Consider the following 18,497-nt stretch of genomic DNA (forward strand, 5'->3'; position numbering starts at 1 on the left):
ATGGATACCACCAGCATAAAAAACTTATTTAAACTAAAATCGGTTCCGATAGAAAAACAGGAGGAACCGCTTCCCAAAACCGAAATCAATACTTCCGAAGAATCTTCTGAAGAGAGCCGGAAAAGAACGTATCACGAATCAGGATACAGAGACAGCTCGCGTACCAGCGGAAACCATTCTACTTTGTCCATCTGCCTGGATGCCGTTTATTCCAAATTCCAGAATGAGGAGAAAGAAATGGTTGAAAAACAGCAGAAGCTGAAAGAATCTTACATCAATGAACAGAAAAACAGGGAAACTGAAATCAAAGCTTTAACAGTTTCTCAGGAAACGAAGGAAGAGCAGCTGAAAACCAAAAACAGGGAAATTGAAAATCATCAGAATAGTATTGACGATTTAAAAGCGGAGGTTCTTGATCTGCCCAGAAACCCCGAAAAATATAATGTAAAAGCCACCAAAGGAGCTTCTGCAAAATTCTGGATCGGGCTGATTCTTCTGATTCCCATCACGTTATATTTAGCTACCTTTTACATTTCCACTTCCTATTCTGCTTTCTTTAAGAGCTTTGATGCAAGAAGCACTGTCATACAGAGTGTTTTGGATGCCAATGCATGGATGAAGGCCTGGAATGACGGCTTTATCGAAGTAGCTTTCGTTACCCTGATTCCCTTTGTATTTCTGGGTTTAGGTTTTCTGATTCATATGTTTGGGGAAAATAAAACGAAAGTTAATTACATTAAATTGGGCTTGCTATTTCTGGTAACTTTTGTTTTCGATTCTATTTTAGCGTATGAGATCGAGTCAAAACTATATGAATTAAATAAAACCTTTGATTCTCCTCCGTTTGACCTTAAAATAGCATTTACCAAAATTCAGTTTTGGGGAATTATTTTCGCGGGATTTATTGTTTATATTATCTGGGGACTGGTTTTCGACTTTGTCATGAAAGAACATCGTGAAAAAGACAGAATAAGAAGCGAACAGGAAATCAGGCAGAAAAAAGTTCTTTCCCTTTCAGAAAAAATTACTGCTTTAAAACATGAAATTGAAGAGATTACCGCCGGTATCGGAAACATTAAAGAGTTGATCATCAAAACACGCGGCAGAATTGAGGAGCTTCAGAATATCATAGACAGTGTTATTATTCCTACTAAAGATTACAAACGGTATGCTTCAGAATACGTTCAGGGCTGGATCACATTTATCGGAGAAAAAATTGCGGTTTCCAAAACAGAAAAACAGACCATGATCGAAAGCTGTATTGAGACGTATACTACCAATCTCGAAACAGTGGGAGCCAATTCGGATACTCAGAATTTAGTGTATTTATCAGCTTTATAAAATCAATCTTATGAAAAAAATATGTTATCTGTTCATGATTATTTCTCTGGTATCATGTTGTAAAGAAAGCAATAAAGAAGATGAACCCAAAAAAGATTCTGTGGTAATAGTCCCTGATCTCAACAACATCAATGTAAGCATTCTGATTGACTTATCAGACAGAATAGATCCTGCCACCAATCCAAATCCTACAATGCAGTATTTCCAAAGAGATGTGGAATACATCAAAGCCATCGAAAAAGGATTTCTAAATCATATCAAATCAAAGAAAATCATCACTTATGACGATCAGATGCAGGTGTTTTTCAATCCGGAACCTTCCGATCCGAAAATCAATGACTTTACGAAAGAGCTGAAAGTTTCATTCGATAAAAACACCCAGAAAAGCTACTTTGGTCTGGTTGATAAAAAGTATTCCGAATTGCCTTTAAATATTTACCAGTCAGCAATAAAAGACGGAAATTATGTAGGATCCGATATCTGGGAGTTTTTTAAAAACAAGGTGAAAGATTATTGTATTAAAGAAGACAAAAGAAACATCCTTTTTATTCTCACGGATGGCTATATGTACCATGACAACACCAAGTTTGCAGAAGGAAACAAGACTTCTTACCTGACGGGTAAATTAATTAAAGCCAACAATCTCACCAATTCAGATTTTAAAAATTTAATTGAAAAGAATGAATATGGTTTTGTAAAAGCCAATGACAACCTCAGCAATCTTGAAGTGATCGTCCTGGGAATCAATCCGGAAAAAGGAAATCCTTTCGAGGAAGCTATTATCAAAGAATACTGGGAAAACTGGTTCAAAGAAATGAAAATCAAAAAGTATGAGATAAAATCTGCCGACCTTCCTTCTAATATGGAACCAATTATCTTAAAAGCCATTTCAGGAAAAAACTAAAAAACACAATTAATATACGCGTTCTGCATTTGATTCATCTCCGTCCATTCGAGTAGATTTTTGAAAAAAATCGTATCGAGAAGTACTCTTTTCTTTCGCCACCGAAAATGAACGTGTAATTTTTATGCTCCGGAGGAGCAATATCTGTGTAGCAGAAAAAAACAATACAATATCGCAAGCACTCCGGAGGTGTGCTAACTAAATGAAAACTGTCGCAAAATATTGAACTCCTCCGGAGTTCTGGTATTACAAGATGCTGATATTGATCTACACAGATATTGCTCCTTCGGAGCAAATTAAAATGATGATGCCACGCAATATGCTGTAAAATTATTACTAAAAAAACGGGAAAAAAGCCTTAATAAAGAGACTATCCAAACTTTTCGGACAGCTTTTTGTTTTATTTAATCCCAGTCTGCGGCTATAAATTCCATCTTGTGTCCCTGGTCATCTGTAAGGGTTAAAAAATGGCCTTTCACAGAATATCGGGTTACATTTCTGAGTTCCTTCGAGAAATCATTTTCCAGCTTCATATCCTTGCAGGCTTTCAGCGTAGAGCCGATCTCTGAAATTTTCACTTTTCCGTCATTTTTAAATTCGGCCGTAAAGAACATATTATTGCAGCCTGCAAAGGCGGTTCCTTTGACCTTTTCTTGTTCTGCTTTTTCGGTAAGGTTAATATTGGCATTATTTCTAATAAGATCAGATTTGGAATACCCTGCAAAAGAAGTAAGCATCCACTCGCGTTGAATCCCGGAATTGAGATCTGCGTGTTTTGAAATATGTGTACTTGCAGAAGTGCAATTTATCAACATTCCTGAAAATAAAACGGACAAAACCGAAACAAATATTGTTTTCATAGCACACTGAAATCCAATTTCATACCATTCCGGGGGCAGAATATGGTAAAAATTAGTAAATTAGCGACACAAAAATTATTTTATAAAATGAAAAGAATACTTCTACTATTCACTTTCCTTTTAAGTTTTGCTCAAATGAGGGCAGACGAAGGAATGTGGTTGTTAATGCTTGTTAAAAGACTCAATGGTGTCGATATGCAAAAAGAAGGTTTGCATCTTACACCGGAAGAAATTTACTCCGTGAATAATTCGAGCTTAAAAGACGCGATCGTAAGCTTCGGGGGATTCTGTACCGGGGAAATTGTTTCGGGACAGGGCCTTATCTTCACCAATCACCATTGCGGTTATGGTGCAGTAGCAGCAGCTTCTACTCCGGAAAAAGATTATTTAAAGAACGGATTCTGGGCAATGAAGCAGAAAGACGAATTCAATGCTAAAGATCTTTATGTGAGATTTTTGGTAAGAATGGATGATGCTACACAGAGAATCAATTCAAAATTAAACAACAATATGTCCGCTGCAGAAAGAAAAGCGGTGATCGATGCTGAAACAAAAGCGATCCAGTCTGAAAATTCTGAAAACGGAAAATATACAGTAGTCGTAAGAGATTTTTTCAACGGAAATGAATTTTATTATTTTGTTTACCAGGATTATAAAGATATCAGACTGGTTGGTGCTCCGCCATCCGCATTAGGAAAATTCGGGGGTGATACCGACAACTGGGAATGGCCAAGACATACGGCAGATTTCACTGTTTTCAGAGTGTATGCTGATGCAGCAGGAAATCCGGCTGAATATTCTCCAAGCAATGTTCCGCTAAAACCTAAACATTTCTTACCTGTTTCCCTTAAAGGTGTGAAGCCGGGAGATTTCTCAATGATCTTAGGATATCCGGGAAGAACAAACCGCTACCTTACTTCTTACGGAATTCAGCAGATGGTCAACAAAGATTACCCGGCTTGGGTTGAAGCTTCCAAACTTGCCATGGATGTTATGAAAAAATACATGGATAAGGATAAAGGAACTCAGCTGAACTATGCTTCTCAATATGCTTCAGTAGCCAATTACTGGAAAAACAGACAAGGTACTATCGATGCTGTAATTAAAAACGGAACGATTACAGACAAGCAGAAAGTTGAAGAAAAATTCAAGACATGGGCTGTGCAACCGGAAAATATCGTTCAGTATGAAACGGTTTTAGAAGATATCGGGATTTATTATAAGCAGACATCAGACAGAAATGTTGAAAGAATGTATATGTCTCAGCTTTCAAGAAATGCTAAATATTTCACTTTGGCCTTACAGGTGGGAAGTGTTCTTAAAGCATACGCAGATCAGGATATGAAAGGAAGGCTTGCGATGAAGCCAAAAGTGGATGCGGCTTTAAAAACAGCTTACGAAAATATCAACACTAAGCTTGAAGGTGAAATGATGAACTCTATGGTCAATCTTTATCAGACAAGAGTCAACAAAGATGTTGCTTCAGAAACGATCATGGGTCTTGATGCTAAAAACCTTTCCAATGTGGCGTATTCTTCCATATTTGCCAATAAAACCTCAGCAACGAACTTTGTATTAAACCCTGACAAACTGAAACTGGATGCCGATCCGCTTTGGAAAATTGCCAACGGAATTGTGGCTGATCAAAAGGTTTCAGCAGAAAGATTCGTGAAGATTGATGATAATTTTGCTAAAAACAACAGGTTATTCTTAGCAGGATTAATGAAGGCGATGCCTGAGAAAAAGTTCTACCCGGATGCCAACTCTACGATGAGATTGACGTACGGAACAGTAGATAAATTGCCAATCAGAGAAGACAGAAACTATTTCGGTGTTACGGATAACTATTATACGGATATGACCGGTCTTGTTGGAAAATACAAGAAAGGTGATGAAGAATTTGATCTTCCGCAAAGAGTGATTGACCTTTATAACCTTAAAGATTTCGGTCAGTATGCTGATGCTAAAGGATATATGCCGGTTAACTTCCTTTCTAACAACGATATTACAGGAGGGAACTCAGGTTCACCGGTAATCGACGGAGATGGAAATCTTATCGGTATCGCATTCGACGGAAACAGTGAAGCATTAAGTGGTGACATCGTTTTCGAACCTGAATGGCAGAAAACCATCAACGTAGACGTTCGTTTTGTTCTTTGGACGATCGACAAATACGCCGGAGCAAGAAGGCTGATCGACGAATTACAATTGGTAAGAGACGAAAATACGCCTGCAGATACCAAAACAAAAATGCCTAAAGCAACATCTGCTAAAGGAAAAAGAAAATAATATCTATTGATATATTTTAAAGCCGCGAAAGTTTTCTTCCGCGGCTTTTTTTATTTTTGATTGAATATATTAGCAACAAAATTCGAATAATAAATGAAAACTGATGGCATACAATTTAAAGCAGTCATTAAACAAAGCGGTAATCTGAACGCGGCCTTTGTGGAATTTCCTTTTTCTACGGAAGAATTGTTCAACAAAAAAGGACAGGTAAAAGTCAAGGCAATCTTTGACGATAAAGTAGAATATCGCGGAAGCCTGGCTAAAATGAAATCTGATGGTCATCTTTTAGGTTTAACCCAAGAAATAAGAAAAGAGCTGGGGAAGACTTTCGGTGATGAAGTTTCGGTCAGTCTCATTGAAGACAAAGAAGAAAGGACGGTAGAAATTGCGAATGATATTCTTATCATTTTCAATGAAAATCCTGAATCAAAAGCATTGTTCGACAAGATGAGCTACACGCACCAGAAAGAATATATCCGATGGATTAATGAAGCTAAAAAGCCTGAAACGCGAGAAAACCGCAAGGTCAAAATGGTACAGATGATTCTGGATGGGAAGAAGGGGGGTTAGAAAATTTATATAGCTCAACAGCTTATTGATAAGATATTTTTGACAAATTCTGACTAAGAAAATCTGGTATCTTTTGAAAAATATTTAGAAATCCAGAAATGTGCCCTTATAATCCTTTTTTAGCATTATCATCCATCTTTGAAATTATTAGCAGCAGGAATTTACACAGGAATTAGAAATGATATTAAGTAATAATTATAAATATGAATTTTTTACTATCAGTAAAGTGGATATTCTGATTTCGTAAACAGCTTTGTTATTTAATATTTTAATATAATTTATAAAAATCAACACGTGTTTAACTGTACAACCATTTTTATAAAAGCTTTTTTACATTTTGTTTAATAAATATAAGCTATAAATCTTAAGATTAATGCTAATTTATGCGAAGTCCTTTATTTAAGCGGTTTACATGTAAATGTGGAAAACTTTATGTATTGCTAATTTTCTAATACAAAAAGTCTTTAATACCTTTGAAAAACAATAAACTCGAGGGGCAACTCGAGTTTATAATTTTTTCCTTTATGGAATATCTTATTAAGTTTTTAGAACTTATAGCGGCTCTTCTGAATTTTTATCATGCGGTTTTGCCGTTCTTCAAAAAGAATCAATAAGAGTACGTTCTAAAAAAAGCCTCCTCATCACAGGAGGTTTTTTTATCAAAATAAAATTTCAATTTGAAATGTCTTTTTTGATGAGACAAATATAGAACAAAATATATTATTGTTGTCATCTGTAACAAATATTTTCAAGTCTAAAATATCTTCGTAGAATAGATTTTAATTGTTTAATGCCTTTATTTAAAGACATCGTAAGTTAATAATTAATAAACAAAAAGTTATCAACGTACATGATTTGCATAATTAAAAAAAAAGTTTATATTATCAATATTTTAAATAATATCATTGATCCAAGCTTATAAAATATTTTACAAATGATTTCACATATTTATCTCATCAATTATTCAGCTATTTTTAAATAAAACTTTTATTATTAACACATCAACCATTCCAAAATTCCCGATCAAGACTTCTGTATTGTATCGCTTCCGAAACGTGATACGAAAGGATGTTTTCAGATTCTTCCAGATCGGCAATCGTTCGGGCTACTTTCAGGATACGATCGTAGGCTCTTGCTGAAAGGTTCAGTTTTTCCATTGCGGTTTTTATCAGGCTGAATGAGCTTTCGTCAAGTTCACAGTATTTTTCAATTTCTCTTGGTCCGATTTGAGCGTTGTAGCTTATTTTCAAATCTTTATATCGCTCTCTCTGAATTTCACGCGCGATCAGGACACGCTTTCTGATGTCTTCGCTTTTTTCACCTTTTCTCCGTTCTGCCAACTGCTCAAATTCTACTTTCTGTACTTCAATATGAATGTCTATCCTATCCAGAAGCGGCCCGGAAAGCTTGCTCATATACCGCTGCATTTCATAGGTCGTTGAGGTGTTATTAGGATCATCAGGAAAGAAACCGCTGGGACTTGGGTTCATGGAGGCAACAAGCATAAAACTTGCGGGATAATTAACGGTAAATCTTGCTCTTGAAATCGTTACTTCGCGGTCTTCCAACGGTTGCCTCATTACTTCAAGTACTGTTCTTTTGAATTCCGGCATTTCATCAAGAAACAGCACGCCATTGTGGGCAAGAGAAATCTCTCCGGGTTGTGGATAACCTCCGCCACCAACCAGCGCAACGTCAGAAATTGTATGATGCGGAGCGCGAAAGGGGCGAACCGTCATTAAGGAAGTTTCCGTTCCCATCTTACCGGCAACGGAATGTATTTTTGTTGTTTCCAAAGCTTCTTTTAAACTTAACGGAGGTAAAATACTGGGAACCCTTTTGGCGAGCATTGTCTTTCCGCTTCCGGGTGGTCCTATTAAAATAATATTATGTCCGCCGGCCGCAGCAACTTCCATGGCCCGTTTTGCGGTTTCCTGTCCTTTAACTTCGGAAAAATCAAAAGGGAAATCATTTATTTTCTCCTGAAATTCTTTTCTGGTGTCTACTTCTACTTTCTGGAGTGGTTTTCCTTCGTTAAAAAAATCGATAACTTCTCTGATATTTTCTGCAGCGAAGACTTCAAGATTACTTACGATAGCGGCTTCCCGGGTATTTTGTTTCGGAAGAATTATTCCTTTAAAGCCTTCTTCACGGGCTTGTATGGCGATTGGTAAGACACCGCGCACCGGCTGTAGTGTTCCGTCGAGAGAAAGCTCTCCCATAATGATGTAATCCTGAATGTTTTCGGCAAGAATCTGGTCGGATGCCGCAAGGATACCAATGGCTATGCTCAAATCGTAGGCAGCGCCTTCTTTACGGAGATCAGCAGGTGCCATATTGATCGTGATCTTTTTTCCGGGAATTTTAAATCCTACATTTTTCAGAGCGGCGGAAATCCTGTAGCTGCTTTCTTTAATGGCATTATCCGGAAGACCAACGAGATGATATCCGACACCACCGGTATCTACATTTACTTCAATCGTGATCGTCTGTGCCGAAACGCCATGAATGGCACTTCCATAAATTTTTATCAACATTGTCTGTGTTTTGATGCAAAAATAATAAATTTTATAATCATCCTCAGATGAAAATGTAATGTAAATTAAAAAGGCTCCGAAAATTAATCCGGAGCCTTTCATCAAATTGAATTCAAACTATGACTTAGATCTATTTCTTAATAAATTTATTTTTAAATACTTTTCCGTTCTCAGATTTAGAGACGATAATATAGGTTCCCGGAACTAAAGAGCTTACATCAATAGCTTCAGAGAATCTGTGATCCTTTTTTTGTTGAATCAGCTTTCCGGACATATCAATGATGGATACTTCTGTGTATTTCTTATCAGATTCTTTTCCGATGTAAATGACCTGTGATGCAGGATTCGGATAAACGCTGAGGTTATTTTCTTTAGGTTTTGTTTCTCCTGTTCCAAGGCTTCCACAAAAGTCCCAGTTTCCGAAATTTAACTTTGTAAAAGCAAATTCTGACAGCATTTCACACTGATCAGGGCAATATTCCGTACAGGCATAAAATCCGAAAGTTCCTGAAGTCGTAGCGGTGTAAGAATCTCCTGTTTCCCCGGAATGATACAAGGCTCTGAAGGGGAAGGCGGATTACTTCCCGGAAGACAGCTGAACCAGGTGTGAGTTCCGTAAAGCTGTGGAAATCCGTCATTAAACTGTACCGAAGCTCCTTCGCAAACATTATATTCTCCCGGAGCAATTTCCTCAAAAGTTCCCGGCTGTAGGTCTACCATCATAAAAGGAAGTCCATACGCATATCCGTCCGCAAGAATAGGCGTACTTTCCGCGGTACAGTCGGCCTGCGTCACTTCAACTTTAAAATAATACAGCATATCATCGGTCCCGTTGATCGTTAAGGTCTGCGATGTTGCTCCGGGAATTGCCACCCATGGATTGGTATTTGGAGTCTGCCAGTCCCATTCCTGCTTATACCATTGGTAGGTTGCATAAGTCTGAGTTGTGGAAAGCGTTTCTGATTCCGTATTACAGAAAACAACCTTATCAGGAAACATGGTTCCCAGCCTTGGACTTGTAATTTCCGGCGTACATTGTTGTGCTTTCATATTTAAAAAACTTAAAAATAAAAGGCTTAAAAAAATCAGTTTTGTTTTCATATAAAATTATTTTGTCATTATTATCTGCGACTAATCAAGTAATATCCTGATCCCGAGTTTTACATTAAAATTCAAAGGTTTTTCTTTATAAATCGTTTTCAGCGAACTGTTGTCTTTAAAATGATATCCGAGTCCAGGCTCGGCATAAATTCCTATATATTTTACCACTTTTAACTGAACACCTACGGCTGTATTTACCGATACCTGAATAGGTTTTTGACTGAGTTCCTCTTTTGTTTCCTGTTTCACCGTTCCGTCCACTATATACTTTGTCCTGATATCCCCGGAAACAGCTTTTTCCACAGCGCCTCCTCCCGTAATGTAACCTGTAAAAGCTCCTTTCTTTATCACATTGTAATTCACCTGAACCGGAATACCTACATAATGAATATTCTGTTCACTGCTGATAAAATCAGACTGACTGCCGGAAGTCAGCTCTGCAGAAAGCTTTGTATAATTGATGCCTGTTCCGATGCTCCATCTTTTTCCTAAATTCTTGTACACGGAAGCACCGAAAGTAACCGGGGTTTTGTGCCTGATGGTTGCATCCACTTTTTTATCCTGATTGGCCAGAAGAATTGCCATCAAAGGATCTTCGCCTGTTTCCAGCCCCCAGATTTCAGGGAGGCTGGGCGTTGTTCCGTTCAAAGTGGCATACCCGGGGAACTGATCGGTAGCATTTGAAGATGCATTACCTGTAGCAAAACCAAGCATCCAGTTTTGTTTAGTTTTGTTTAATGCCAGCTTTGTTTTTTTATCTTTTTCAAACTTTTCTTTCCATTCTCTTTCTTCTTTTGTCATGAGAATGCTGGTTCCAACCTCTTCATTGTCAGAATTATTTTCAATCGAAATCACATCTTCCGATTTTGTTAAACTCTGATCAGAACCATTTTCATAAATATTATCTTGGTTTGGTATTGCAGGATTAATGCTGTTTATAGGAATTTTATTATAATCTTTAAATATGTGCAATGCCATTCTTTTATCAAAATCGAACTGCTGTATTTTAACAATTTGCCTGGAAGAAATAGCATTCTGCGTAGGTTTTACTATCGTACGATCCTGAAAATCCCTTCCGGTGATTTTATATTCTTTTTTTAATTCCTTGTCTTGTCTGTTAATATTAAAATCAAACAGCTTACCCAGAATCAAGAACATGACAATAACCGCCGCAGCACCGCCAATACGGTACCACAAGGATAAATGATTAAATGGAGTAACAGCCTTCTGCGCCTTAAGATCATTCGGTACAAAGCCAGGCATTGCCTTGTCTTCGTCCTTTACAAATAATTCTTCACTGATATTTTTCCACAATCCATCAGGAACATCTTCTGTGTGATCTTCCATTTTTCTGCGCAGATCATTTAACCATTCATTACTCATATTGCGCTGTTTTAGATATTTTATGTTCTTTTATTTTCCGGGCAAGCATTGATTTTGCCCTGTGAAACTGCGATGCCGATGAATTTTCTGCAATTCCCAGTATTTCCGCTATTTCTCTATGACTTTTCTCTTCAAAAACAAACAGGTTGAAAACCATTCTGTAGCCGTCGGGAAGCGTATGGATCATATTCATAATTTCCTGCTGCGATATTTCTTCAAGATCTGGCTCTTCTTCATGTTGGATATCAGGAATTTCCGAATCATCAGCGATGATCTTAAAATCCACATTTTGTTTTATATGCTTTAAAGATTCATTGACTACAATCCTGGTGATCCAGGCATTTAAAGAACCGTTTCCTCTGAATTCAAAAGAATCTATCGAACGGAACATTTGTATAAAGCTGTTTTGTAAAACATCATTCACACTGTCCCTGTCAATGATATATCTCGAACAAACATAGGCCAGACTGCCTGAATGAACTTCAAAAAGCTCTTTCCAGGCCGCTTCTTCCTTTTGTAAAAGGCGGCTAACCAGACTCTGTTCGTTACTTTCTTTCATTGGATTTATGGCATCCTCACGGACCACCACTTACTTAACATAATGCAAAGATAGGCTGCTCCAAATTGAAGCCTGCCTATCTTGCCAATAACCGTTGCCTAATTTTTAATACTAATGGGAATTTCATACTTTATGCTCTGATAAGGGGTCAGATCAACTCCTTCAACGGTTATTTTTTCTGCTTCCCAAGCAAATCTCATAGACCAGTCGTATCCTACAAAAAAACCTTTTTGCTTGGATGCCATAAGAACAGAGACATTCTTTGTCACTCCGTCCAGAGTCATTTGAAAACTAAGGATTTTCGGTTCAAAAGTAAGCTCTACGACATTCTGTTCCGGATTTAATTTGGATTTAAAATTCAGTTTATATTCAATTTTTCCTAAATGTGCCAAAACGGTATCTGCTTTCACAGGATCATTTACAATGCTTCTTACAATCTCTTTCATCGGAAAGTTTCCGAATGTGATAATACTGTCTTTAGCTGTAAAATCAATAATTTTCTCATTAAACATTCCTCCTTGGGAGGTTACTAATCTTGCTCTGTAATTCCCGTTGATATCATTCAGCTTTACCGGTACAGGCTCGTAGTTTTCATTCATACAGGATGTTAAAGAGAATCCTAATATGGCGATCGCAGCAACGATCAGGAAATTAAGTACTGTCTTTTTCTTCATTACTTTAAATTTTAACATTAAACATTATCCTTGAGTACTCATTATATAAATCCTGATTTTGAGAAATCTTGCATGAAAATTGACAGAAATTCTTAAAAAATTCATAATCACCTGATTTTTAATGGTAAAAATTTTATATTTTAAAAATTATTTAACTTTCATTATTTTAATACTTTTGTTAAAGCATAAATTTTAAATCATAACAGAGCAAACTAGATAATTCATCATCATGACAGTAAAACCTGAAATCTCATGGGAAGATTTTGAAAAAATTGATATCAGATGCGGAACGATTATTTCAGCGAATGATTTTGAAAAGGCCAGGAACCCTTCTTATCAGTTAGAAATAGATTTTGGAGATTTAGGCATAAGGAAATCCTCTGCACAAATAACCTCTTTATATCAGAAAGAAGAATTAATAGGCATGCAGATCCTTGCTGTTGTTAATTTTCCGAAAAAGCAGATCGCCAATTTCTTTAGCGAATGCCTGGTTTTAGGATTGTACGGTGAGGATAAAAAAGACGTAACCCTTCTGACTCCTTCATTGCCGGTGAAAAACGGAATGCAGGCAGGATAAAATAAAAACAAATGATACAACACATCCCTCTAGAAAGAATCTTATTTATTGATATTGAAACCGTTCCGAGCTCCGGGGCTTGGGAAGAATTATCCGAAACAGAGCAAATGCTTTGGGATAAAAAGACAAAACACCAAAGAAAAGATGAAATTTCCGCCGGTGAATTTTATTCCGAAAGAGCGGGAATTATGGCCGAATTCGGGAAAATCATTTGCATTACCATCGGAATGCTGGAAAAAAATGATACGCTAAAAATCAAAAGCTTTGCAGGAGACGATGAGAAAAAAATTCTCATGGAGTTTGGCGAAATCTTCAACAGCCCACGATTAAAGGACGTAATTCTGTGTGCCCACAACGGTAAAGAGTTTGATTTTCCGTGGATTGCCAGGCGTTTTCTGATTAATGGAATTATGCCGCCGGTGCCATTTCAGATGTTTGGAAAAAAGCCTTGGGAAATTCCTCATATTGATACGATGGAACTCTGGAAATTCGGTGATTATAAAAGCTTTGTTTCATTGGAACTCCTGGCCCATCTTTTCGGAATTCCCACCCCGAAAGATGATATTGACGGCTCAATGGTTTCATCAATCTACTACATAGAGAAAGACTTGCAAAGAATAGTTGACTATTGTGAAAAAGATGTCTTAACTTTGGCAAACATTTTCCGGCGCATGCGTCAGGAAGATTTATTGAAAAGGTACATCAATTTAGATTAAAAAATGAAATTTACAGACGATCAGATTGCTGACATTGGTGAAGAGATCATCAAAGTCTTAAAAACCGTATATGACCCTGAAATTCCGGTAGATATCTACGAGCTTGGACTTGTGTATGATGTTCAGATTTCCGATGATGCGGACGTTAAAATCATCATGACACTCACGACTCCAAACTGCCCTGTTGCAGAAACGCTTCCACAAGAGGTAAAAGATAAAGTAGCTGAAGTTGAAAATGTAAAAAGTGTCGATCTGGAGCTTACTTTCGAACCAAGCTGGCATAAAGATATGATGAGTGAGGAAGCTAAATTTGAGCTGGGAATGCTTTAATTTAGTTAAAATAAATCAGGCTGTCAAAAATAAATTGGCAGCCTTTATTTTGTTTAAAATTCAGAATATTAATGATCTAAACTTCTCTCGCGATCTGCTTCCCTTCGCGTCTGCTCCATTCGCTCCAGGAACCCACATATAAAGACGGAATATTAAATCCTACATAATCCAGCGCTAAAATCGTATGACAAGCCGTCACTCCTGAACCGCAATGAATAATCAGGTTTTCAGGTTTTCCTTCCAATAATTTTGAATATTTTTCTTTTAAAACCTCAGGTTTCAGAAAGTTACCATTCTCATCAAGATTCTCAGAAAAAGGAATATTAATCGCTCCCGGAATATGTCCGGCAACCAGATCAATCGGTTCAGATTCGCCTTTATAGCGGTAAGCATCCCGAACATCGATGACCGTTGAAGAATGGTTTGTTAGTTCATTTTCAACGTCTTCCAGTGTCGAAACAGGAAGAAGCCATTTATCTTTTTTGATAAATTCAGTTTTTTCAAATGTTTCTTCTCCGGAAGAAAATTCTAAACCTTCTTTTTCAGCATTCTGAAAACCACCGTCCAAAACCTGCACCTTTTCAAATTCAAAAGCTTTCAGCATCCACCAAACTCTTGCGGCTGCATTGGCTCCGCTTTTATCATCATAAACAATAATATGTGATTCTTCTGAAATCCCAAGATTGGAAAGAGTTACCATAAATTTTTCAATACTTGGAAGCGGATGTCTTCCACCGAAAGCGGCATTCTCCCCAATTTCCGCCAAATCCTTATCTAAATCAATGAACCTTGCACCTTTGATATTTTTGTCTAAATATTTTTGACGAACGTCTTTTCCTACTCTTGCGTCTAGGATGATTAGATTTTCTGTAGATAAATTTTTTAATTCGGAGGGTGAAATTATTGGTGACATTTTATTGATTTTTTTGGATTGGTTTAAATATAAGTTTTGGCTAAAGCCATTTTGTATTTTGAAAAATAAAGCGGGCTAAAGCCCGCCCCTATTGATTATTTTATCTGATAATTTATATTTAAAAATGAAAAATATCTTTCGCTTTGTTATAAGAACTTTCGAAATTGAGAAGGTTCAGCTTATGGCTGGCTTTTTCCACGCTCATAAAATTAATGACCTGTTCGGTCGGCATATTTCCTACCAGGTCATCTTTTGCCATCGGGCAGCCGCCGATTCCTTTGATGGCGCTGTCAAATCTTCTGCAACCCTTGTCGTAAGCCGCTTTTAATTTAGAATAGGAATCTTCATAGCGGTTATGAAAATGACCTCCAAAATTGATCTCCGGATATTTTGAGGGGATTTTCTCAAATAAAAGAGCAATCGTTTCCGGCGTTGCAACTCCTGTTGTATCAGAAAGTAAAATATCTTTAATTCCAATTTCTGAAAACCGTTGAGCCCAGAAATCTACATCTTCCCATTTCCACATTTCACCATACGGATTCCCGAAAGCCATAGAGAAGTAAATATTTAGCTGCTTATTTTCATTTTTCACCAGTTCCGACATCTTAATAATCTCATTAAAAGCTTCTTCCTGGCTTTTATTGGTGTTTCTGTGCTGAAAAGTTTCAGAAATAGAAAAAGGAAAGCCTATAATATCTACAGATTGGTGTTTTAGCGCTTTTTCGGCACCTCGGTAGTTGGCGACGATCGCAGAAACTTTTGTGTGGGATCTGGATTTATCAATGTTTTCGGCAACTTCGGCAGAATCTGCCATTTGTGGAATTGCTTTCGGAGAAACAAAACTCAGGCAATCGAGCACATCAAAGCCCACATCCATCAGAGAGTTGATGTAATCTATTTTTTTATCTGTGGGGATAAATTCTCCCCAACCCTGCATTGCATCACGCGGACATTCAGTAAGAAACATGTTTTACTTTTAGATTTTCTCAAATATAATAAAACTAAACAATTTCGTTTTATCATGAGCAAATCTATCATTATTTTGATTGTCAAACCTTTATATGTCATTTAAAATTTCAATCGAATATATCAGTTTACAAATAAATCATTCAGAACATCAAAATTGTTAACTTTGCGGGAAATTTATACTAATAATGAGCGCAATAGAATTCAACCCTTTGTGGAAAGAAAAGTTACTGAACCGTTTTCTTAATTATGTAAAAATATATTCAACCAGCGATGCCGAAAGCGAAACAACACCTTCTACAGAAAGACAGTGGAATATCGCAAACTACATCTTGGAAGAACTGAAAACGATCGGTCTTGAAAATGTATCGATTGACGAAAGCGGCTATATCATGGGATATGTACCTTCTAATCTTGAAAATAATGACAAGCCAACAATTGGATTTATTTCGCATTATGATACTTCACCCGATTTCAGCGGGGAAAATGTAAAACCGCAGGTGTGGGAAAATTATGAGGGAAGTGATCTGGTTTTAAATCAGGCAACAGGATTTACTTTATCGCCTTCAAAATTTGAAAGCCTGAAAAAATATGTTGGCCAGACGTTGATTACAACTGACGGAAATACGCTTTTGGGGGCCGACGACAAAGCCGGTTGTGCTGAGATCGTAACCGCTGCGGAATATCTTGTTGCGCATCCTGAGATTAAACACGGAAGAATTGCCGTAGGATTTACGCCGGATGAAGAGATCGGGAGAGGCGCACATAAATTTGATGTTGCTAAATTCGGGGCCGAATTCGCTTATACGATGGATGGTGGAGAAGTAGGAGAGCTTGAATACGAAAACTTCAATGCTGCAGGTGCGGTGGTGAAAATCCATGGATTGAGCGTTCACCCGGGTTATGCCTACGGAAAAATGGTAAATGCCGCTTTATTGGCTTCTGAATTTGCCCAGATGCTGCCTGCAAATGAAACTCCAGCCACTACAAAAGGATTTGAAGGATTTTATCATTTAATGGATCTAAACGCTGATATTTCCGAAGCTAAACTGCAGTATATTATCCGTGATCACGATGCTGAAAAATTTGAGACAAGAAAGAAATTCATGGAAGAAAAAGTAGCTGAATTTAATCAGAAACATGGCGAAGGAACCGCCGAAATCGAGATTAAAGAGCAATACAGAAACATGAAACAGCAATTTGAAGGAAAGATGCATATCATTGATCTGGCTGCAGCTGCCATGAAAGAAGCAGGTATTGAGCCGAAGATCAAAGCGATCAGAGGAGGAACCGACGGTGCACAATTGTCTTATATGGGACTTCCTTGTCCGAATATTTTTGCAGGAGGAATCAATTTCCACGGACCGTATGAGTATGTTGCTTTGGAAAGTATGGAGAAGGCAATGGAGGTGATTGTGAATATTGTGAAAGCGTAATAATTCTTTTCAAAATTTTACGAATTATAAAACAACTTTGTCAAAGTCGAACTTTGACAAAGTTATTTATTTACAGAAGCTTTAAAGCAGGCTTTATATGAATTAGCTAAAAACCCAATAATAAATTAACGCCCAGACTACAGCAAAAAATAAAGTAACCCTAAAGGTATCCTTTAAGTTCTGAGTCTGTTTTTTAATGAAATGCTTATAAAGTGTTACTATTAAAAATGTAACAATAATTAAAGTCGGAAGTGCGGTAAAAGTTAGCATTCTAATTTGAGCTTAAAAAAGCATCCCAACCCTGCGCCGTCAGAGCAATCAATTGGTTAGATCCTCTTGCGATCATGAAATTTCCTTCTTCTTTTTCAACCGCATGCCCAATAATGGTAAAATCCGGATGATTTTTAATCTTATCAAAATCATTAGGAGAAATCGTGAATAATAATTCATAATCTTCCCCACCGCTTAAAGCAGTCATGACAGGATTTAGATTAAATTCATCTGCTGTAGTGATCGTCAGATTATCCATCGGAATTTTCTCTTCGTATAATCGGAAGCCTACTTTCGACTGATCCGAAAGGTGAAGGATTTCCGAAGCCAGGCCATCAGAAATATCAATCATGGAAGTAGGGGTGATATCCAGTTGCTTCAAAATTCCTTTTACATCGGTTCTCGCTTCAGGCTTCAACTGTCTTTCCAGAATATAATCATAACCTTCCATTTCAGGCTGCATATTAGGATCTGCAAGAAAAACGGCATGTTCTCTTTCCAGGATCTGAAGTCCCATATAAGCGCCTCCCAAATCGCCAGTCACGACAAGCAGATCATTGGGTTTTGCACCGCTTCTTTTAACAATGTTTTCGTCGTTTTCAAGTCCGATAGCGGTAATGCTCATGACAAGGCCTGCGTTTGAACTTGTCGTATCACCTCCGATTAAGTCAATTTTATATCTTTCACAAGCAGCCTGAATTCCTGCATAAACTTCTTCCAGCGCTTCCACCGGAAATCGGTTGGAAACCGCCAGCGAAACCAGAATCTGAGTCGGAGTTGCATTCATGGCAGCAATATCGCTAAGATTAACAACCACGGCTTTGTAACCCAAATGTTTCAGCGGAACATAGCCCAGATTGAAATGCACGCCCTCTGCCAGAACATCTGTCGTAATGACTATTTTTTTATTATCAGGATTAATAACCGCTGCATCATCTCCTACACCAAGCTCCGAAGATTCGTTGGATAAAGGGAAGAATTGCGTTAAGTGTTTAATCAGTCCAAATTCTCCCAGTTTGGAAATGGGTGTCAGTTCAGGATTTTTATCTTCAAACATATTTTTAATTATAA

At 37.4% G+C, this 18,497-nt stretch carries 18 protein-coding genes; 8 read left to right on the plus strand and 10 right to left on the minus strand.

Annotated elements, in window-relative coordinates:
• Window positions 1–1,341 (plus strand): beta-carotene 15,15'-monooxygenase, encoded by a 1,341-nt coding sequence (locus ACWNCI_RS14965; RefSeq protein WP_449388914.1) that lies wholly within the window; start codon window positions 1–3, stop codon window positions 1,339–1,341.
• A 10-nt stretch (window positions 1,342–1,351) separates the two neighbouring features.
• Complete coding sequence (locus ACWNCI_RS14970) at window positions 1,352–2,245, plus strand: hypothetical protein (RefSeq protein ID WP_449388915.1); 894 nt, start codon at window positions 1,352–1,354, stop codon at window positions 2,243–2,245.
• Between the two features lie 404 nt (window positions 2,246–2,649).
• Here ACWNCI_RS14970 and ACWNCI_RS14975 read toward each other — a convergent pair whose 3' ends face one another.
• Window positions 2,650–3,105, minus strand: coding sequence for an META domain-containing protein (locus ACWNCI_RS14975; protein WP_449388916.1), 456 nt, complete (start codon window positions 3,103–3,105; stop codon window positions 2,650–2,652).
• 87 nt (window positions 3,106–3,192) lie between these two features.
• Between ACWNCI_RS14975 and ACWNCI_RS14980 the strand changes: the two genes are divergently transcribed.
• Complete coding sequence (locus tag ACWNCI_RS14980; RefSeq protein WP_449388917.1) at window positions 3,193–5,394, plus strand: S46 family peptidase; 2,202 nt, start codon at window positions 3,193–3,195, stop codon at window positions 5,392–5,394.
• A 93-nt stretch (window positions 5,395–5,487) separates the two neighbouring features.
• The gene (locus ACWNCI_RS14985; protein WP_449388918.1) at window positions 5,488–5,964 is read left to right on the plus strand and encodes a DUF1905 domain-containing protein; all 477 of its coding nucleotides are present in this window, start codon (window positions 5,488–5,490) and stop codon (window positions 5,962–5,964) included.
• Window positions 5,965–6,965: 1,001 nt separating this feature from the next.
• On the opposite strand, the gene ACWNCI_RS14990 is transcribed toward ACWNCI_RS14985, so the two are convergent.
• The 6 genes from ACWNCI_RS14990 to ACWNCI_RS15015 form a co-directional block, all read right to left on the minus strand.
• Entirely contained in the window at window positions 6,966–8,501 is a 1,536-nt protein-coding gene (locus ACWNCI_RS14990; protein WP_346983579.1) for a YifB family Mg chelatase-like AAA ATPase, read from the minus strand.
• Window positions 8,502–8,631: 130 nt separating this feature from the next.
• Window positions 8,632–8,958 (minus strand): T9SS type A sorting domain-containing protein, encoded by a 327-nt coding sequence (locus ACWNCI_RS14995; protein WP_449388919.1) that lies wholly within the window; start codon window positions 8,956–8,958, stop codon window positions 8,632–8,634.
• Window positions 8,928–9,551, minus strand: a complete 624-nt coding sequence (locus tag ACWNCI_RS15000) for a hypothetical protein (protein WP_449388920.1) — start codon at window positions 9,549–9,551, stop codon at window positions 8,928–8,930. The genes ACWNCI_RS14995 and ACWNCI_RS15000 overlap by 31 nt, the downstream gene beginning before the upstream one ends.
• An 81-nt stretch (window positions 9,552–9,632) precedes the next feature.
• The gene (locus ACWNCI_RS15005; RefSeq protein WP_449388921.1) at window positions 9,633–10,985 is read right to left on the minus strand and encodes an outer membrane beta-barrel protein; all 1,353 of its coding nucleotides are present in this window, start codon (window positions 10,983–10,985) and stop codon (window positions 9,633–9,635) included.
• Window positions 10,978–11,544: an RNA polymerase sigma factor gene (locus ACWNCI_RS15010; protein WP_449388922.1), complete on the minus strand. Its 567-nt coding sequence runs from the start codon at window positions 11,542–11,544 to the stop codon at window positions 10,978–10,980. Before ACWNCI_RS15010 ends, ACWNCI_RS15005 begins: the two co-directional genes overlap by 8 nt.
• 98 nt (window positions 11,545–11,642) lie before the next feature.
• Window positions 11,643–12,218 carry a DUF4840 domain-containing protein gene (locus ACWNCI_RS15015; RefSeq protein WP_449388923.1) on the minus strand — a complete coding sequence of 192 codons (576 nt, stop codon included), beginning with the start codon at window positions 12,216–12,218 and terminating at the stop codon, window positions 11,643–11,645.
• 229 nt (window positions 12,219–12,447) lie between these two features.
• On the opposite strand from ACWNCI_RS15015, the gene ACWNCI_RS15020 reads away from it, so the two are divergent.
• The 3 genes from ACWNCI_RS15020 to ACWNCI_RS15030 are packed head-to-tail and all read left to right on the plus strand — an operon-like array spanning window position 12,448 to window position 13,841.
• Window positions 12,448–12,795, plus strand: a complete 348-nt coding sequence (locus ACWNCI_RS15020) for a tRNA-binding protein (RefSeq protein WP_449388924.1) — start codon at window positions 12,448–12,450, stop codon at window positions 12,793–12,795.
• Window positions 12,796–12,806: 11 nt separating this feature from the next.
• Window positions 12,807–13,511, plus strand: coding sequence for a 3'-5' exonuclease (locus ACWNCI_RS15025; protein WP_449388925.1), 705 nt, complete (start codon window positions 12,807–12,809; stop codon window positions 13,509–13,511).
• Between the two features lie 3 nt (window positions 13,512–13,514).
• A complete protein-coding gene (locus ACWNCI_RS15030; RefSeq protein WP_042722805.1) occupies window positions 13,515–13,841 on the plus strand; it encodes an SUF system Fe-S cluster assembly protein in 327 nt (108 codons plus the stop codon).
• Between the two features lie 76 nt (window positions 13,842–13,917).
• Here ACWNCI_RS15030 and ACWNCI_RS15035 read toward each other — a convergent pair whose 3' ends face one another.
• Both ACWNCI_RS15035 and ACWNCI_RS15040 read right to left on the minus strand, forming a co-directional pair.
• The gene (locus ACWNCI_RS15035) at window positions 13,918–14,754 is read right to left on the minus strand and encodes a sulfurtransferase (protein ID WP_449388926.1); all 837 of its coding nucleotides are present in this window, start codon (window positions 14,752–14,754) and stop codon (window positions 13,918–13,920) included.
• A 118-nt stretch (window positions 14,755–14,872) separates the two neighbouring features.
• Window positions 14,873–15,721, minus strand: coding sequence for a hydroxymethylglutaryl-CoA lyase (locus ACWNCI_RS15040; RefSeq protein WP_449388927.1), 849 nt, complete (start codon window positions 15,719–15,721; stop codon window positions 14,873–14,875).
• A 187-nt stretch (window positions 15,722–15,908) separates the two neighbouring features.
• Between ACWNCI_RS15040 and pepT the strand changes: the two genes are divergently transcribed.
• Window positions 15,909–17,156 carry a peptidase T gene (gene pepT / locus ACWNCI_RS15045; protein WP_449388928.1) on the plus strand — a complete coding sequence of 416 codons (1,248 nt, stop codon included), beginning with the start codon at window positions 15,909–15,911 and terminating at the stop codon, window positions 17,154–17,156.
• 271 nt (window positions 17,157–17,427) lie between these two features.
• On the opposite strand, the gene thiL is transcribed toward pepT, so the two are convergent.
• On the minus strand, window positions 17,428–18,483 hold the full coding sequence (thiL, locus tag ACWNCI_RS15050) for a thiamine-phosphate kinase (protein WP_449388929.1): 1,056 nt from the start codon (window positions 18,481–18,483) through the stop codon (window positions 17,428–17,430).
• Window positions 18,484–18,497 lie beyond the last annotated feature (14 nt).

Source organism: Chryseobacterium lineare, from assembly GCF_977014045.1.

What these genes read in the sequence shown, in the direction of transcription:
- ACWNCI_RS14965 (WP_449388914.1), top strand. Translation starts at nt 1, where the DNA reads ATGGATACCACCAGCATAAAAAACTTATTTAAACTAAAATCGGTTCCG.
- ACWNCI_RS14970 (WP_449388915.1), top strand. Translation starts at nt 1,352, where the DNA reads ATGAAAAAAATATGTTATCTGTTCATGATTATTTCTCTGGTATCATGT.
- ACWNCI_RS14975 (WP_449388916.1), bottom strand. Translation starts at nt 3,105, where the DNA reads ATGAAAACAATATTTGTTTCGGTTTTGTCCGTTTTATTTTCAGGAATG.
- ACWNCI_RS14980 (WP_449388917.1), top strand. Translation starts at nt 3,193, where the DNA reads ATGAAAAGAATACTTCTACTATTCACTTTCCTTTTAAGTTTTGCTCAA.
- ACWNCI_RS14985 (WP_449388918.1), top strand. Translation starts at nt 5,488, where the DNA reads ATGAAAACTGATGGCATACAATTTAAAGCAGTCATTAAACAAAGCGGT.
- ACWNCI_RS14990 (WP_346983579.1), bottom strand. Translation starts at nt 8,501, where the DNA reads ATGTTGATAAAAATTTATGGAAGTGCCATTCATGGCGTTTCGGCACAG.
- ACWNCI_RS14995 (WP_449388919.1), bottom strand. Translation starts at nt 8,958, where the DNA reads ATGCTGTCAGAATTTGCTTTTACAAAGTTAAATTTCGGAAACTGGGAC.
- ACWNCI_RS15000 (WP_449388920.1), bottom strand. Translation starts at nt 9,551, where the DNA reads ATGAAAGCACAACAATGTACGCCGGAAATTACAAGTCCAAGGCTGGGA.
- ACWNCI_RS15005 (WP_449388921.1), bottom strand. Translation starts at nt 10,985, where the DNA reads ATGAGTAATGAATGGTTAAATGATCTGCGCAGAAAAATGGAAGATCAC.
- ACWNCI_RS15010 (WP_449388922.1), bottom strand. Translation starts at nt 11,544, where the DNA reads ATGAAAGAAAGTAACGAACAGAGTCTGGTTAGCCGCCTTTTACAAAAG.
- ACWNCI_RS15015 (WP_449388923.1), bottom strand. Translation starts at nt 12,218, where the DNA reads ATGAAGAAAAAGACAGTACTTAATTTCCTGATCGTTGCTGCGATCGCC.
- ACWNCI_RS15020 (WP_449388924.1), top strand. Translation starts at nt 12,448, where the DNA reads ATGACAGTAAAACCTGAAATCTCATGGGAAGATTTTGAAAAAATTGAT.
- ACWNCI_RS15025 (WP_449388925.1), top strand. Translation starts at nt 12,807, where the DNA reads ATGATACAACACATCCCTCTAGAAAGAATCTTATTTATTGATATTGAA.
- ACWNCI_RS15030 (WP_042722805.1), top strand. Translation starts at nt 13,515, where the DNA reads ATGAAATTTACAGACGATCAGATTGCTGACATTGGTGAAGAGATCATC.
- ACWNCI_RS15035 (WP_449388926.1), bottom strand. Translation starts at nt 14,754, where the DNA reads ATGTCACCAATAATTTCACCCTCCGAATTAAAAAATTTATCTACAGAA.
- ACWNCI_RS15040 (WP_449388927.1), bottom strand. Translation starts at nt 15,721, where the DNA reads ATGTTTCTTACTGAATGTCCGCGTGATGCAATGCAGGGTTGGGGAGAA.
- pepT (WP_449388928.1), top strand. Translation starts at nt 15,909, where the DNA reads ATGAGCGCAATAGAATTCAACCCTTTGTGGAAAGAAAAGTTACTGAAC.
- thiL (WP_449388929.1), bottom strand. Translation starts at nt 18,483, where the DNA reads ATGTTTGAAGATAAAAATCCTGAACTGACACCCATTTCCAAACTGGGA.